The organism is Planococcus sp. BI3 (assembly GCF_056680115.1).
Window position 1 is genome coordinate 2,211,129 of sequence record NZ_CM155266.1, and the last position, 15,021, is coordinate 2,226,149.

At 46.0% G+C, this 15,021-nt stretch carries 15 protein-coding genes; 5 read left to right on the top strand and 10 right to left on the bottom strand.

Going from position 1 to position 15,021, the window contains the following annotated elements; all coding sequences use genetic code 11:
* Nucleotides 1–27: 27 nt before the first annotated feature.
* From AC1MEO_RS11015 to desA, 3 genes are all read right to left on the bottom strand, one after another.
* Entirely contained in the window at nt 28–627 is a 600-nt protein-coding gene (locus AC1MEO_RS11015; RefSeq protein WP_480330340.1) for a response regulator, read from the bottom strand.
* Nucleotides 624–1,760, bottom strand: coding sequence for a sensor histidine kinase (locus AC1MEO_RS11020; protein ID WP_480330342.1), 1,137 nt, complete (start codon nt 1,758–1,760; stop codon nt 624–626). Before AC1MEO_RS11020 ends, AC1MEO_RS11015 begins: the two co-directional genes overlap by 4 nt.
* Nucleotides 1,761–1,910: 150 nt before the next feature.
* Nucleotides 1,911–2,930 carry a Delta(5) desaturase DesA gene (desA, locus tag AC1MEO_RS11025; protein WP_480330344.1) on the bottom strand — a complete coding sequence of 340 codons (1,020 nt, stop codon included), beginning with the start codon at nt 2,928–2,930 and terminating at the stop codon, nt 1,911–1,913.
* A 207-nt stretch (nt 2,931–3,137) separates the two neighbouring features.
* On the opposite strand from desA, the gene AC1MEO_RS11030 reads away from it, so the two are divergent.
* Complete coding sequence (locus AC1MEO_RS11030; RefSeq protein WP_480330346.1) at nt 3,138–3,368, top strand: hypothetical protein; 231 nt, start codon at nt 3,138–3,140, stop codon at nt 3,366–3,368.
* A 347-nt stretch (nt 3,369–3,715) separates the two neighbouring features.
* Here the strand turns inward: AC1MEO_RS11030 and cydC are convergent, their stop codons facing one another.
* The 5 genes from cydC to AC1MEO_RS11055 all read right to left on the bottom strand — a co-directional run bounded on the left by cydC (nt 3,716) and on the right by AC1MEO_RS11055 (nt 10,178).
* Nucleotides 3,716–5,422: a thiol reductant ABC exporter subunit CydC gene (cydC, locus tag AC1MEO_RS11035; protein WP_480330348.1), complete on the bottom strand. Its 1,707-nt coding sequence runs from the start codon at nt 5,420–5,422 to the stop codon at nt 3,716–3,718.
* On the bottom strand, nt 5,419–7,143 hold the full coding sequence (gene cydD, locus AC1MEO_RS11040; protein WP_480330350.1) for a thiol reductant ABC exporter subunit CydD: 1,725 nt from the start codon (nt 7,141–7,143) through the stop codon (nt 5,419–5,421). The genes cydC and cydD overlap by 4 nt, the downstream gene beginning before the upstream one ends.
* Nucleotides 7,144–7,323: 180 nt before the next feature.
* Nucleotides 7,324–7,494 (bottom strand): hypothetical protein, encoded by a 171-nt coding sequence (locus AC1MEO_RS11045; RefSeq protein ID WP_480330353.1) that lies wholly within the window; start codon nt 7,492–7,494, stop codon nt 7,324–7,326.
* A 111-nt stretch (nt 7,495–7,605) separates the two neighbouring features.
* The gene (locus tag AC1MEO_RS11050; RefSeq protein WP_480330355.1) at nt 7,606–8,337 is read right to left on the bottom strand and encodes a hypothetical protein; all 732 of its coding nucleotides are present in this window, start codon (nt 8,335–8,337) and stop codon (nt 7,606–7,608) included.
* Between the two features lie 197 nt (nt 8,338–8,534).
* Nucleotides 8,535–10,178, bottom strand: coding sequence for an AMP-binding protein (locus AC1MEO_RS11055; RefSeq protein ID WP_480330357.1), 1,644 nt, complete (start codon nt 10,176–10,178; stop codon nt 8,535–8,537).
* A 160-nt stretch (nt 10,179–10,338) separates the two neighbouring features.
* On the opposite strand from AC1MEO_RS11055, the gene AC1MEO_RS11060 reads away from it, so the two are divergent.
* Both AC1MEO_RS11060 and AC1MEO_RS11065 read left to right on the top strand, forming a co-directional pair.
* Nucleotides 10,339–11,496 carry a class I SAM-dependent methyltransferase gene (locus AC1MEO_RS11060; protein ID WP_480330359.1) on the top strand — a complete coding sequence of 386 codons (1,158 nt, stop codon included), beginning with the start codon at nt 10,339–10,341 and terminating at the stop codon, nt 11,494–11,496.
* Nucleotides 11,493–11,747, top strand: a complete 255-nt coding sequence (locus AC1MEO_RS11065; protein WP_480330361.1) for a hypothetical protein — start codon at nt 11,493–11,495, stop codon at nt 11,745–11,747. Before AC1MEO_RS11060 ends, AC1MEO_RS11065 begins: the two co-directional genes overlap by 4 nt.
* Nucleotides 11,748–11,801: 54 nt before the next feature.
* Here the strand turns inward: AC1MEO_RS11065 and AC1MEO_RS11070 are convergent, their stop codons facing one another.
* Nucleotides 11,802–12,221, bottom strand: a complete 420-nt coding sequence (locus tag AC1MEO_RS11070; RefSeq protein WP_480330363.1) for a hypothetical protein — start codon at nt 12,219–12,221, stop codon at nt 11,802–11,804.
* Between the two features lie 155 nt (nt 12,222–12,376).
* Between AC1MEO_RS11070 and AC1MEO_RS11075 the strand changes: the two genes are divergently transcribed.
* Together AC1MEO_RS11075 and AC1MEO_RS11080 are read left to right on the top strand one after the other, a co-directional pair.
* The gene (locus AC1MEO_RS11075) at nt 12,377–13,300 is read left to right on the top strand and encodes an ABC transporter ATP-binding protein (RefSeq protein ID WP_480330365.1); all 924 of its coding nucleotides are present in this window, start codon (nt 12,377–12,379) and stop codon (nt 13,298–13,300) included.
* A complete protein-coding gene (locus AC1MEO_RS11080; RefSeq protein ID WP_480330367.1) occupies nt 13,278–14,222 on the top strand; it encodes an ABC transporter permease subunit in 945 nt (314 codons plus the stop codon). The genes AC1MEO_RS11075 and AC1MEO_RS11080 overlap by 23 nt, the downstream gene beginning before the upstream one ends.
* A 55-nt stretch (nt 14,223–14,277) precedes the next feature.
* On the opposite strand, the gene AC1MEO_RS11085 is transcribed toward AC1MEO_RS11080, so the two are convergent.
* Nucleotides 14,278–15,000 (bottom strand): alpha/beta hydrolase, encoded by a 723-nt coding sequence (locus tag AC1MEO_RS11085; RefSeq protein ID WP_480330369.1) that lies wholly within the window; start codon nt 14,998–15,000, stop codon nt 14,278–14,280.
* Nucleotides 15,001–15,021: the final 21 nt, after the last annotated feature.

Sequence of the window (15,021 nt, forward strand, 5' to 3'; positions counted from 1 at the left end):
ATACCGCTGTCAGCCGACAGCGGCATTTTATTTGAACCAGCCTTTTTCCTTGAAACGAGAAATGGCTTCGATACGGTTCCCGACTTCCAGTTTATCCAGAATCGTCGAAATGTAATTCCGCACTGTGCCAGTTGTGATGAACAATTCCTTGGCAATTTCCTTTGTGCTTCGTCCTTGAGCAATCAATTCCATCACTTGGCTCTCCCGTTCGGTCAAAGGATTTTCATCAGCATAAGCTAAATCCACTAGTTCCGGCGCATAGATTCGGCGCCCATCCTTGATTGTCCGAATGGAAGTAGCCAGGTCTTCACTCGGGCTGTCCTTCAGCAAATAGCCGCTGACCCCCGCTTTTCTGGCACGCTCAAAATAGCCTGAACGGGCAAAAGTTGTCAGGATTATCACCTTGCACGGCTGATCCTTAAGGATTTCCGCTGCATCCAATCCACTCTTCAACGGCATCTCAATATCCATGATGCAAATATCAGGCTGCAGTTTTTCAACAAGCTCAATTGCTTCTTCCCCGTTGGCTGCCTTTCCGACCACTTCCATGTCCTCTTCCAAGTCCAGTAACGACCCCAAAGCTCCAAGCATCATCCGCTGGTCTTCCGCTAATACGATCCGTATCATTCGACTGCCTCCTTTGAACTATAGAGAATCACATTCGGCACCCGGATATTCAAGGTGGTGCCTTCCATTTCCTTAATATCCACTGAACCATTTACAAATTCGAGCCGTTCCCGCATTCCTGCCAGCCCGTTTCCCTGCAAAGATGTATTTCCTTCCGGGAATCCCTTGCCATCATCCTGGACCTGCACAAGAATCTCTTCCGGATTTTGTTTGATCAAGACGCTGCAGCGTGAAGCGCCGCTGTGTTTGACAACGTTCGTCACGGCCTCTTTCAGGCACATGCTCAACACATTCTCCACCAATAGGGGGGTGTTGGTCAGCTGCGGTGAACCATAGAACACAAAATCGATTTCTGCAGCATTCAAAATCTGCTGGATTCTCAGGAGTTCCTCATCCAGCTTGGTGCGGCGCATATTGGATACCAGCTCCCGCACTTCCTTTAAAGCGGTACGGGCTGTCTGCCGGACATCATTTATTTCATTTAAAGCGGATTCTGGATTCCGGTAAATCAACTTTCCGGCCAAATCACTTTTCAAACCGATCAAAGAGAGCTTTTGGCCCAAGGTATCATGGAGATCACGGGCAATCCGCTCGCGTTCTTCAATGACCACCAATTGCGAAATCCGTTTATTGGCATCTTGGAGCTGCCCTTCCAATTTTTCCCGCTTGTTGCGGTTGTATGTATTGAAAGGCAGTAGGATGACGCCTAGTATACTGAGCACAATAAACGGCAATTGAGAGATGTACAACTCACTGTGTTCAAAAAAGCCGAAGACGACTGCAGCGATCGTAGTTCCGATATGAAGGCCGTAGATAATGAAGAAGCCGACTTTATTGCGTAGATTGCCAATGAAAAAAGCGACGAAAATCGAGAGATAGACATAGCCGAACAGGAAAATCATCCCGATATTGATGGCCATTTCAAAACTCACCCAAACATAGACAAAGCCTGTTTTTGAGTTGAATGAAAGCCTATAAGCAATAAAGAAAAGCAATAGCATCAGAATGCCGAAAAAGATTTCAGGCAGCAAGGAAGAGCGAAAGATGAAGAAGAACGGCAAAATACAAAAGATAACCCAGGCATAGAGACTTAACCAGGGGTTTTTAGGAAATATTTGATACCAGCTTTGCATAAGGGCCTCCTCTTTATTACTATGTGGTCTAATCATAGCAAAAAATAAGCAAAAGAAAAAACCATTCCGCTAAGAATGGCTTTTCCGTTTGTGTATTATCCCGCTTTAACGGACAGTGGGATGAAAAACCCCACTGATTGAAGTTTCTCTTTATTGTTCAGCCGTCTTCGAATTGACAAGCAAGTGTTTGATATCACCAAATGTAACGAATGTTTTATTCGGTGCATCATACAATTTGTAGCTCAATGATTTAAGGCTCGATTTAATATTGATCGTTGTTGCCTGTTGAAGCGGCGGCGTAGACACATGCGCTTTTTCCAAATTGTAGTTTGGAACACGCGGGCTCAAGTGATGCACATGGTGGAAACCGATGTTGCCGGTTACCCATTGCAATACTTTTGGAAGTTGGTAATACGAACTTCCTTCGACAGCTGCTTTTACATAATCCCATTCATTTTCGTCTTCGAAATACGAATCTTCAAATGTGTGTTGGACATAGAATAACCAGATGCCGAGTGCTCCAGCTACAAACATGGTAGTTCCCTGAACGATCAGGAATGCCTGCCAGCCGATTGCCCAGATTAGGAGTGAGTAGATGACAACAAGGGAAATATTGATTAAATACGTATTGTTACGCTCTTTTTTACGTGCATCTTTACGGTTGAAACGGCTTGAAATCAAGACCAGGAATAATGGGCCAAATCCGAACATCACCAATGGATTGCGGTACATGCGGTATTTGAAACGTTCCCATTTCGATGCTTCTACGTATTCATCAATCGTCATGACCCAGATATCGCCAACTCCGCGCTTATCAAGATTACCACTTGAAGCATGGTGGATCGAGTGCTCGCGTTTCCACTTCTCAAAAGCGAAAAGAGTCATGATGCCTGTAATCGTACCGACAATTGCATTTGCTTTCTTGTTTTTGAAAAATGAACCGTGCGTACAGTCATGGAAGATAATGAATGTGCGGATCACGAATGCAGCCGCTACGACTGATAATGCGATGGTTAACCAGATCGAGACATCAAGTGCCTGGTATGCCAGGAACCATGCCAAAATAAAAGGTGGAATTGTATTCACTAATTGTCTTACACTTGATTTAACATCGGCTTTTTCAAAAGGAGCGATAAATTTACGTAACTGCGCTGTTTTTTCTTTGCTCATGCTTTTGTCTTCCTCCTTGTGCGAACTTTTTTAGTCCGGGTAACTTATTAACCTAATCATAAAGGGAAAACTGCGAAGCTTTAAGACATAAACGTCTATCTTTCTATATGACACTTGTCATGTATTTCAAAAAATCCACTTCTTTAAAATTACAAGCGATATGTGTATACTGGAATTAATCAGAAAAATCAGAACGGAGTGAGGCGTATGACCGGTCTTGTCGCCGTCATTATGATCTTTTCAATTCCACTTGCAGGCATCATCACTTCGCATCTCCAAACCCAGACCAAGCTTAAACATAAGATGATAAGCACGGAGTTAGAGCTCGAAAAGCTAAAGCACGAGAATTTTGTCATCGAGACACAGAAAATGCGTTTGGAACTGGAACAGATGAAATTGGAGGATGCAAAAAAAGATGAACATCTGCTGCTGAAGTAAGGCGATGGAGGATGCCGCAGGCACAGAAAGACCCGCCACAAAGTCGTGTGGCGGGTCTTCCTGTGTTTTTTGGGGTGCTTGCGTTTTTTTCGGGCGCTTCCGCTTTTCTTTATTGTCCAGCTCCCAGCTCTTTGGGTCATAAGCCAACCCAGCGCCGTGGCAAAGAGCGCCACTTCGCTGGTCTGTCTTATGCCCGTCAGAGCTACACGGGCGCTTCCGCTTTTCTTTGTCCAGACTCCAGCAGCCAGCTGCTCGAGTCGCTTCAACCTTGCCAGCAATGGCTGAAGAACGCCATTACCGGAAAGGTCTCCAGCGCTTGTCGCGGCTAAACGGCTGCTTCCGCTTTTCTAGGCAAATACACTATTTTCTATTTGCTTTAGTTGGTGGAAATATGATTTTTTCTTCATCAGTTCTTCGTAGGATCCGGTTTCCACGATGCGGCCGTTTTCCATCACGATGATTTGATCCATTTTTTCTAGTCCCGCTAAGTCATGGCTGATGATGACGAACAGATTTTCTTTACCTTGGCGGAATAATTCCTGGTAAATGGCATGGCCGGTCAGGCTATCGACTGAAGAGACCGGTTCGTCTAGAAGCCATAGCGATTTGCCTTTTAAGAGAGCCCGTGCGATTGCCAGCCGCTGCTTTTGGCCTCCGGACAAATTCTGTCCTTTTTCCTCCACGTTCATCTCCAGCGGAAACAGCTCCAGCTGAACTTTGGCCAACGCCTGCTCCATTTGCTCATCGCTTGCTGAAGGGTCAGCGATTAATAGATTGCTGCGGATCGTCCCATAAAAAAAGTGATTCTCCTGCAGCACTACATTCATTTCCTGCCAAATGGTTTCTTGTGCAAACGTTTCGGCAGGCTTTCCACCGATCGACAATTGTCCCCGGTCAAGCGGGAAGACATTCAGCAGCAATTGCATAAGGGTCGACTTGCCAGAACCGCTCGGCCCGACAATCGCTGTCTTTGTACCTGGTTTTAAATGAATGGAAACATCATCAACTGCCGAACTCTTTTCTCCCGGATAGCTGAAAGATGCTCCGGTGAGCTTGATATCAAGCGGCCCAATCGGCAGCTTATCCATTTCCCGTGGTGGTGCCGGCTCTGCGACGATTTCTTCTAACCGCACCGCGGCTTTCCGGCTTTCTTCAAAATAGGCGGGAAATGCGGCCATTGGCGCTACATTTTCAAAAGCCGCAATGGAAATCATGACAAGCATAGCCAAATACAGCCCGTTAAGTTCGCCTGCCGCAACAAAGTACGCTCCAACACCTAATACAAAAAATGAAACCAGCAAGGCTACAAATGAGTTGATGGACTGGGCAAGATTTTCCTCCAGCCCCTCTTTCCGCTGACCTTCATTGTAATGGCCAGCATCGTTTTTCAGTTGCTGCTCTTTTGCCTCCAGCTGCTGGTGAATTTTCAGATCCCGAAAACCATAGAGAAATTCAGTGGCTTCCACAGCCAAATTCCCCCGTTGGACTCTGACTTGCCGGTCTGTACGCCGTTTTCTGACAGAAAAAAGCGCAGGAACTACTACAACCGTCAACAACATTCCTATCAGCATAACAACAGCGATTCCCATTGAGAAAAATGAGCTGAAGAAGATGGTGCTTAAAAAGACAATGCTCAAAACCACCGGCGGATAAAAAACGCGCAACAGAAAGTTCTGGAGGCTTTCGACGTCACCGACAATTCGTGACAGCAAGTCTCCACTCCGGTACTTGCTGAATATTCCAGGTGCCAGTGGCGCAAGGCGTTCAAAAAATGACACTCTTAAATGGCTCAGCATGGTGAACGTTGCCCGGTGGGAATACAAACGCTCTCCGTACCGGCTTAACGCCGAAGCAAAGCCGAATAGTTTCAGACAAGCTGCCATAACCACAAGTGTCGTCATGTGAGAGGTCAGCGCGGCCTTGGAGATTAAATAACCACTCGAACCCATCAATGCCACACTGGCGATTCCAGCTAAAAATCCAAAGAAGATGGCAATAGAAACATCCTTCTTCTCCATAAGCGTTAGTTTTAAAATATGTTTTAATTCATTCATCTCACGCCACCTCCTTGCTGTGCAGAAAGCATTTCTTCATAAGGGCCATAACTCTGCAGCAATTCATCATGGCTTCCGGCAGCTTCAAGCTTGCCGTCTTCCAAGAAGAAAATCTGATCCGCCCGCTTAATAGTATGCAGGCGATGAGCCACTGTGATGACGGTCGATGTTTTTTGCAGTTCGCGGAGCGAGTCCTGCAGGATTTGTTCAGTCCGCAGATCCAAGCCAGTCGTCGGCTCATCGAATAAAATGAGTGACGGCCTCTTCAGGAAGGCACGGGCAAGCGCAATCCGCTGCTTTTCTCCACCCGATAATCCACGGCCAGCTTCACCGATTGGTGTTTCAAAACCCTGTTCAAGCGTTAAGACCATTTCCGCTATTCCTGCCTTTTCGGCTGCCGCCAGCACTTCTTCATCGCTGACTTGCCGATTGGCCCCCATCTCCATATTCTCACGGATTGTGCCCGCAAAAAGGTAAGGGCTTTGCGATATATAGCTCAATTGGTCAAACCAGGATTTTTCGCTGATGTTCTCCCGCGGCACTCCGTTGATTACCAAGCGGCCAGCTGTTTGGGGCAGCAGCCCGGCCAGCAGATGCATAAACGTCGTTTTACCAGAACCGCTTTTGCCAACAATCGCCACTTGGCTGTAAGGCGGAATTTCTCCATTGAATGGAGACAGCGCAAAGCCCTCTCCATATTGAAATGACAAACCTTCCAATGAAAGATGAGGCGGCTCAGGTGCAATGGCCTCATTGCCCCATGTTAAGGGCGAATGGCTTTTCTCAAGTTCCGCAGTTAACTGATTGGCTGCAGATACGCTGCCGCGTGCCGTATGGAAAGCACTTCCAAAATCCTTCAGCAAATTAAAGAAATCCGGCACTAAAATCAAAATGAAAAACGCGGTAAAAAAACTGATGCTGTCAAATACAACCAGACGCAGCCCGATTTCCAAGGCGACAATTCCAATACTCAGCATAGAAATGTATTCCAGCATCAAAGAAGAGAGAAACGCTGATTTCAATACTTCCATCGTCGAATCACGGAAGCTTAGACTGCTTTTGCGGATGGCCTTTTGTTGTTTTTCAGCCTGTCCGAATAATTTAAGCGTCGAAAGCCCCTGTAAAATATCCAGGAACGTCCCAGAAAACTGATTGAGCTGCTCCATTTTTTCGTCTGCTTTTTTCTTTGTCCCTTTTCCGACCAATGCCATGAAAAGCGGAATAAACGGTGCCGTAATCAAAATGATGACACCCGATGTCCAGTTTTGGCTGAAAATCACGCCCAACAGCAACACTGGAAGGATATAGGTTTGAATCATTTGGGGAATATATTTACTGAAAAAACCATCTACTTCATCGACTGCATCCATCAGCAAGCTGACCTTTTGGCCGGATTGGCCTTGAGCCGCAGATAACAGCGGATTTTCAGCATATGACTTTATTAAAGTATTTCGAAACTCACTCTTAACGTCAGCAGCCAGATTGACACCCGCCCGCCCAATTGCATAACCAGCCACTGCGCGCAACAAAATCGCCGCGAGCAAACCGCCAAATAATGGCAGTAAACTGTCAAATGCAGCATCCTGAAGAAAAACACGGTCCGCAATAAAAACAAAAAATAAGGCTTGCCCGATTGTGGCCATCCCTTTTAAAAGCGACGCGACTGCCAGAAAAGCCATGCTATTTTTCCGTTGAAATGCCAGCTGTTTTAAATCATTCATGCCATTCTCTCCTTCGCTTTACCTCTTTCCATTATAAAGCATAGGATACTGAAACCCCCGTCAAGGTGTCCGTATCATGTGCAATTATCCAAAGCTTTGTTACAATCACGTTCACAAACCTCTGCATTTTCTGCACGCATTAAAAAACCTGCAGACTTGTCGCCTGCAGGTTTGTAATCGTTAACTTTCAAGTTTTTCTTCGTAAGCACCCGTTGAAGAAATGGCTGTTTTTAAGCAAGCCATATCTTCTTGTATTTTCAGTTTCAAGGATTGGTCAACACATTTTCGGTACTCTTCCATTAACTTCATCAGTTCGCATTCGAAAATGGCCAACTCTTCTTCTGTGATCACTGCAAACACCCTCTTAGGTAAGCCGTTGTATGCACCATGCTTTATTACCTATTTTTATAATTCTATTATACCAAATTACTTATTTTATTGCCATTAAAATAACTTTTCGCTTTACAAAAGTAGTAATAAGATGGAATAAGAAGTCAATCCAGTACAAAAGGCCAATAAACTGCTTTCTCTTTCTTCAGGCAGTTCTTCTTTTAAGACGTTTAAAATGACACCTCCAGCCAAGAAAGCAGTCAGCACCGAAATGATCCATTCGTGGACTTCACCAAAAGCTCCGATTCCCCACCCGATCAGGATGGCAGCAGCCAACAGCCACCTGCCATATCGATCATAATCTTCCGCATGAGTGGCACGCAAGGCTTTGTCATTGGTTATAAAGTGGACACCCATGGCGACAAAAAACAAAGCCATGCCCCAAGCATCTTCGTACTCTTCCCTGACCAGCAAATAACTGATGACACCATTGTACAGAGCGAAGGAAATCATATGGACCCAGAAAACCCCAGATGCAGATTTGGATTGTTCTGCCTGCTTGTTTTTCCTTTTCGAAGTCTTAACCGAATGTTCTAAAGCATAAAAGATGGCCAGACCCAGCATGGCTACCAGGTAAATGTGATTTTCCAAAAACTGCAGGCTGCTCCTTTCAAGTTCTCCCTGCAATTCATCCTGAAACACACCCAATTCCGGCAATAAATGCAAAAATACATAAGCGACCGATATTCCCCCGGCAATGGAGAGAAATCGGCTGCGCGGCAAAACTTTCAGCAGCTTTAAACGTTTTGAAAAAAGATGGATGATTACAAATCCGATGGCAAAAACAAAGCTTAAACCAAGCATCCGCCTTCTCCCTCCTTTGTATATGGATACTGCAGAACAGGAAGATTCGGATACCTTTCATTCGAGATAATCCTCTTGTTATTTGTCTCCCCTTAGTTGAAGAACTCTAAACTAACCATTTGACCGAATTGAGTTTCTTCTATAAATATAGAAAAAAGCGTCCGGAAGACGCTTTCCTCTTATCCTATTTCAGCTCTTTAAACTCCTGTTTTCCGGCTGTGCTCGACAGATAACTCCCGCAGCTTGAATTTCTGTATTTTCCCTGAAGCTGTCATCGGGTATTCCTTGGTGAACTCGATATAGCGCGGAATTTTATGGCGGGAAATTTTCCCTGTACAATAAGCCCTCAATTCCTCAGCGTCAAGCTGCTCACCTTCTTTTAGGATCACCCAGGCCATCAGCTCTTCTCCATATTTCGGATCAGGCACACCAACCACTTGGACATCCTGGACGGAAGGATGCTGATAGAGAAATTCCTCGATTTCACGCGGATAGATGTTCTCGCCTCCACGGATCACCATATCCTTGATGCGCCCGGTGATGGCAATATAGCCATCTTCATCTTCCACCGCAATATCACCCGTATGGAGCCAGCCTTCCGGATCAATGGCATTTTTTGTTGCTTCCTCATTTTTATAATAGCCTTTCATGACATGATACCCTCTTGTGCAAAGCTCTCCGGGAACGCCTGTGTCGACCCTTTCGCCTGTCGCCGGATCGATGATCTTCACTTCCACGCCGGTATGCGGCTTGCCGACTGTCGACACCCGTTTTTCAATCTCATCATCTGCCCGTGTCTGCGTGATGACCGGTGACGATTCTGTTTGTCCATATGCAATGGTGATTTCCGAAGCACCCATCTCGTTGATGACTTTCTTCATCACTTCAATCGGACAAGGCGATCCTGCCATAATGCCTGTCCGAAGCGTAGAAGTATCGAAAAGAGCGAAATCCGGGTGGTTCAATTCCGCAATGAACATGGTCGGCACTCCATGAAGTCCGGTACATTTCTCATCCTGCACCATCTGCAGCACCCGTTTCGGTTCGAACTGTTCCGCAATGACCATGGTCGTGGAATGCGTCACTGCTGCCATCGTTCCGAGTACGCAGCCAAAGCAATGGAAGAACGGTACCGGAATGCATAAACGGTCCCTTTCCGTCAGGTTCATCGTATCGCCGATCAGTTTGCCGTTATTGACGACATTTAGATGCGTCAGCATGACCCCTTTCGGAAATCCAGTAGTGCCGGACGTGTACTGGATATTGATGACATCGTCGGGATCCATCGATTGGAAGCGTTCCTCCAACTGGGAGTCGGTGGCCTCCTCGGCAAAAGCCTCGAATTCATTCCAAGTGTAGATTCCCGGATAACTGTTGTTGCCCATAACAATCACCCGTTTGAAATAAGGCAGTTTTTTGCTGACAATGTCCCCTTTATCCGCTGTTGCCAACTCTGGACATACCGTATTCACAATTTCGATATAGCTGGTTCCTTTAAATTCTTCCCCCAATATCAAAGTCGTCGCGTCCGACTGCTCCAATAAATACTCCAGTTCGCTCGACTGGTAGCTGGTGTTGACCGTCACCAGCACACCGCCCATTTTGCCGGTGGCGAATTGGCTCAACAGCCATTCCCGCTTATTGTCCGACCAGATGGCCACATGCTCCCCTTTTTCTATGCCGATGCCGATAAACGCCTTTGCCAGGCGATCTGTTTCTTCATCAAATTCTTTATAGGTTTTTCGGATTCCATGTTCCGGATAGACATAAGCCTCGGTCTCTGGATTGCGCGCGGCCTGTTCTCTCACCACTTGGCCAACTGTCTTCTGCAAAATCACCATTTTCCATCCCCCTAATTGAAAACGTTTTCACCCTCTATATGTTATCACAAAATTCCAAATTAATGGAACCCGCTATTGTCCTGGAACAAACGGACAGCTCGCCCTTTTTATGCACCGCATGATAAACTAAAGCTATTACACGCAACGGAAGGGACCGACCATGGACTTACAAACAATGCAGGACCACCTAACAGAACGCCTTTTGCAGCAGCAGCTGGTGTCAGCAACCATCAGCCAGCCGCGGCTAAAATCCAGTGATATCAAACGGATCAAGCTAAAGCCGGTTGAAATAAAAAATGAATACTTGATTCAATTTGAATATCAGCATGAGCATGTCCTGAAACATGAAAATCTGCCGATCGATGAAGCAGCCAGCAAATTGGCTCTTCTTTTCGATGATTTTCGTCAGGCCATGTTCCAATTTACAGACGAGAAGGTGCAAATCCAGCTTTCTAAAAAATTCAAAGTCAGCTGGAAAGCAGAGCCCACCGGCGAGAAAAAAGCCGAGCTGTCGCATAATCGTAAAAAACAGTATTTGCTGGAAGACGGCATTCCCTATCCGTTCCTCGTTCGCCTCGGCGTGCAGAGCCCGGACGGAAAAGTCAAAAAGCAGAAATACGATAAATTCCGCCAGATCAATCGCTTTATCGAGTTTATTGATGATGCGCTTGCCTATTTGCCGCAGGACCGGACTGTCCGCATCCTCGATTTCGGCTCTGGAAAATCGTATTTGACCTTTGCGCTGTACCATTACTTGCGCATCGAAAAAGGCTTGGATATCCGCGTTACCGGCCTCGACCTAAAAAAAGAGGTAATTGAGGAATGCCAGCAGATTGCAGAAGATCTCCGCTACGAGCAGCTTGAATTCTTGGTGGGCGACATCAATGATTACAATGAAGAATCAGCCGTCGACATGGTCGTCACCTTGCATGCCTGCGATGTGGCGACTGATATGGCCTTAGCGCGCGCCGTCAAATGGGATGCCAAAGTGATTTTGAGCGTGCCCTGCTGCCAGCATGAGCTGAACAGCCAGATAGACGCCCCGGAACTCGGCATTATGCTGCAGCATGGCTTGATCAAAGAGCGCTTCAGTGCTTTGGCCACCGATTCCATTCGAGCTGAACTGCTGTCACTGGTCGGCTACGAAACGCAATTGATGGAATTCATCGATATGGAGCATACCCCTAAAAACATTTTGATCCGCGCTTATAAAACGGGACGAAAACCGGCCGCCGGACAATTTAAGCGCTACAAGCAGTTCACTGCTTTGCTGTCAGCTAACCCATTTTTGGAGAATGAATTAAAGGAGTACCTATGAAACGCAAAAACTTGGTGAACGGCATGATCTTGGCATTTTCTGTCGTTCTGATCCGCTTTATTGATGTCCGGATTTATGATATGAACCTGATTGTGACCCTGCTGATTCTGGTTGCCCTTATTTATGGAGCGATGCGGATTGTCGAACGTTTTCCATCTCTCGATCAGCCTGTCAGCAAACGGACTTCGTTTACGGTCAACACACTTGTCATCATCGCCATTTTTCTGGCGTTCTTTATTTTTAAGCTTTAATAAACTTAAAAGAAGCGGCGGCCCGAATTCTGGCCGTCGCTTCTTTTTGTCCACTTAAGGAGAATTTCTATTTGGCTTTTTCTGTGCCTGTTCTTCGATTGTTTTGTATACATAGGTTTCCACCGGCTCCAGAGTGAATTTCAGGTTACTGGTCTTCAGGTGGTTTTCCAGATAATCCAGTTGATGGTCCTCCACATTCTCCGATGGCAGGTTCAGGACATCGTTGACATACAGCATTCCTTCATTGGTTGCCATTGGACTGTCTTCTCCTGCTTTTTCGCGGGCTTCCACCTGCTCCATACCGAAAATCAGTCCTTCATCTTCCAGTTTCCTCATCGCTTCGGCATACTGCTCGTCTCCGATTTCTTTCGACAAGTGCCGGTCCAATTGTTTGATGTCATCAAACTCTGCACCTTTGTAGTATTGTGCATAGTATGCTATCAGAATCTGCTCTTTGTCTTCCATCTCTTTCATCGCCAACCCCTCCATCACTTTGCTGTTAGTTGTGTTATTCCCTTTTCCTCAAGGCAGTATGCATTGTAAACGAAGATCACTGTAAAAAAGCGAAACTTTAGGCTCTGTGGTTCGTTATTACTAATGACACAACAAGAGAAAGCAGGTGGCATCATATGGCTGAACAGGCGCTCGTCCAAATTAAAAATCTGTCGAAAACAATCGGCAATAAAAAAATCATCAAAAACCTGAGCCTTGAGCTGCACAAAGGTGAAATCACAGGATTTCTCGGTCCCAATGGAGCCGGAAAAACTACGACCATCCGGATGATGGTCGGCTTGATGCGCCCAACCGAAGGAGAGGTTTGGATTGATGGCCAATCGGTTCAGGCGGATTTTGAAGGCAGCATCCAAAAAGTCGGGGTGATTGTGGAAAATCCGGAAATGTATAAATACATGTCCGGGTACAAGAATCTGCTTCATTTTTCCCGAATGCATAGGGGCGTTTCAAAAGAACGAATTGATGAAGTCGTCAAACAAGTCGGTATGCAAAATCGCATCAACGAAAAAGTCAGCTCTTATTCACTCGGCATGCGTCAGCGTCTCGGGCTCGCCCAGGCACTTTTGCATGATCCGAAATTCCTCATTCTTGATGAACCCACCAATGGCCTTGACCCTGCCGGTATCCGGGAGTTCCGGATTTATCTGCAGAAAATCGCGCGGGAAAATGGCGTGGCGATTTTTGTCTCAAGCCATTTATTGTCTGAAATTGAATTATTATGCGACCGGATTGCCATTATCCAAAATGGTGAATTGATCGACATCAAAAATGTCAATGAACTTCAAAAGTCCCGCTTCTACATTCAAGCAGAACCATTGGACCTTGTCGGGGAAATGCTGATTGGCGCTGGATTCCATGCCGTATTGCACGACCAGGGTTATTTGATCGATTCTGGAGCTGAACATATTCCGGGAGCCATCAACCTATTGGTTGGAGCCGGCGCGCGAATTTTCACGGTTCAGCCTTACCGCGAAACCTTGGAATCCCAATTCCTTGAAATGACAGGAGGCGGCGAAATTGCTCAAGCTCATACAGAATGAATGGATGAAATTATGGAGTCGAAAAATAACCTGGATTATGGTCATTTTGCTGGTGCTTGTCGTATTTTCTGGCATCGGCATCACCAAGTGGATGAATTCCATAGCTAATGAAAACGTTGATGAGAACTGGCAGGATATTGCCCAGGCAGAAATCGCCAACAGTACAATTATGCTTGCAGAACCTGACCTCAGCGAAACGCAAATCGACTACTATGAAGGACAGATTGCCATCGCTGAACATCGCTTGGAAAATGACATTCCTTCACTGGAATATGCCAGCATGCAGCAGCAGGTGATAGACACCCATATGATGATGTCGATTGTTACTCTGCTCGCAGTTATTGCAGCAGCGGGCATTGTGGCTTCCGAGTTTTCCCAAGGCACCATCAAAATGCTGCTGACGCGTCCCGTGAAGCGCTGGAAAATCCTCACTTCCAAATACATCACGGTCCTGCTGTTCGCTGTCTTATTGACTTTAACTCTATTGGCTTCAACAGCACTTGCCGGACTGCTCTTTTTTGGTATCGGCGAAGGAACACCGCTTGTGTGGAATGGAACTGAAGTAGTGGAAGCTGCATTTTGGCTGGAAGCCCTTAAGCTGGCAGCACTTAAATTCTCAAGTGTCTGGATGATCAGTACGTTCGCATTCATGCTGGGCACCGTATTCCGCTCTAGTTCTTTGGCTATCGGCTTATCGATTTTCCTGATGTTCACAGGCATTCAAGCTGTGTTCTTGTTGCAAAACTACGAAATCATCAAATACTATCTATTCACCCATACGGATTTGACGCAATTCTACACTGGAAATATCCTGGTGCCAGGCATCACCATGTCAATGTCCATCGTAGTCCTGATTGTTTACTTCCTCTTATTCATGGCCATCAGCTATTGGACATTCGGAAAAAGAGACGTTACAAGTTGAACACTTACTTTCCAATTCCATAAAAAAAAACGAAAACTGGCCCGGGATTTCCGGGTCAGTTTTCGTTTATCCATTCCGTTAACGCCTTCACTACCTGATCCTGTTGCTCAATCGGGGTTATTTCAGCAGCATTATCGCCTTTTTGGTTTCCATATAAACCGAACTGTGCATGATTGCCACCTTTGATTTCCACGAAAATACTATCCTCCGGGAATAATCCACGGCTTTCTTCTATATCTTCGATTGTAGACAAACCGTCCAATTCTCCATATATCGACAGCATCGGCAACTCGCTGTCCGAAAAATCATTCGCTGGATAAGCCCCAAGAAAATAAAGTCCCGCAAGCTTTGATGAAGCGTCTTCTGCATAGAAAGAAGCGGCTACCCCGCCCAGAGAATGGCCGCCAAGAAACCACTCCTCTACATCAGCATGCTCTTCCATCACGGCCTCCGCAGTTTTAGAACCAAGAATCCCAAAGTTCAGCGGCAATTGGGGAATCGATACCACAAACCCTTGCTCACTCAGGGATTGGCCGAGATAAGCGTAGGCTTCTTTTTCAACTTTGGCTCCCTGATACAGGATTACCCCTTGGCCATTCGGTGATTCCGGCTGGAAGATCAGCCCTTCTCCATCGCTTTCAATCGCAGGTAAATCTACATGATCGGCCAATACAGAACTCGGGCCATAATCGAATTGGGCGTAAACAACAAAACCGGCAATCGCGATTACCACTAACGCAAAAATAGTCATTAAAATACGGAACAGCCATTTCTTCATAAGTTTACCTTCTATCTGAGC

Bases quoted from the DNA above. Each gene is read 5' to 3' on its own strand.
- AC1MEO_RS11020 (WP_480330342.1), bottom strand. From the start codon at position 1,760: ATGCAAAGCTGGTATCAAATATTTCCTAAAAACCCCTGGTTAAGTCTC.
- AC1MEO_RS11015 (WP_480330340.1), bottom strand. From the start codon at position 627: ATGATACGGATCGTATTAGCGGAAGACCAGCGGATGATGCTTGGAGCT.
- AC1MEO_RS11050 (WP_480330355.1), bottom strand. From the start codon at position 8,337: ATGCTTGGTTTAAGCTTTGTTTTTGCCATCGGATTTGTAATCATCCAT.
- AC1MEO_RS11070 (WP_480330363.1), bottom strand. From the start codon at position 12,221: ATGAAAGAGATGGAAGACAAAGAGCAGATTCTGATAGCATACTATGCA.
- desA (WP_480330344.1), bottom strand. From the start codon at position 2,930: ATGAGCAAAGAAAAAACAGCGCAGTTACGTAAATTTATCGCTCCTTTT.
- AC1MEO_RS11030 (WP_480330346.1), top strand. From the start codon at position 3,138: ATGACCGGTCTTGTCGCCGTCATTATGATCTTTTCAATTCCACTTGCA.
- AC1MEO_RS11065 (WP_480330361.1), top strand. From the start codon at position 11,493: ATGAAACGCAAAAACTTGGTGAACGGCATGATCTTGGCATTTTCTGTC.
- cydD (WP_480330350.1), bottom strand. From the start codon at position 7,143: ATGAATGATTTAAAACAGCTGGCATTTCAACGGAAAAATAGCATGGCT.
- cydC (WP_480330348.1), bottom strand. From the start codon at position 5,422: ATGAATGAATTAAAACATATTTTAAAACTAACGCTTATGGAGAAGAAG.
- AC1MEO_RS11085 (WP_480330369.1), bottom strand. From the start codon at position 15,000: ATGAAGAAATGGCTGTTCCGTATTTTAATGACTATTTTTGCGTTAGTG.
- AC1MEO_RS11055 (WP_480330357.1), bottom strand. From the start codon at position 10,178: ATGGTGATTTTGCAGAAGACAGTTGGCCAAGTGGTGAGAGAACAGGCC.
- AC1MEO_RS11075 (WP_480330365.1), top strand. From the start codon at position 12,377: ATGGCTGAACAGGCGCTCGTCCAAATTAAAAATCTGTCGAAAACAATC.
- AC1MEO_RS11060 (WP_480330359.1), top strand. From the start codon at position 10,339: ATGGACTTACAAACAATGCAGGACCACCTAACAGAACGCCTTTTGCAG.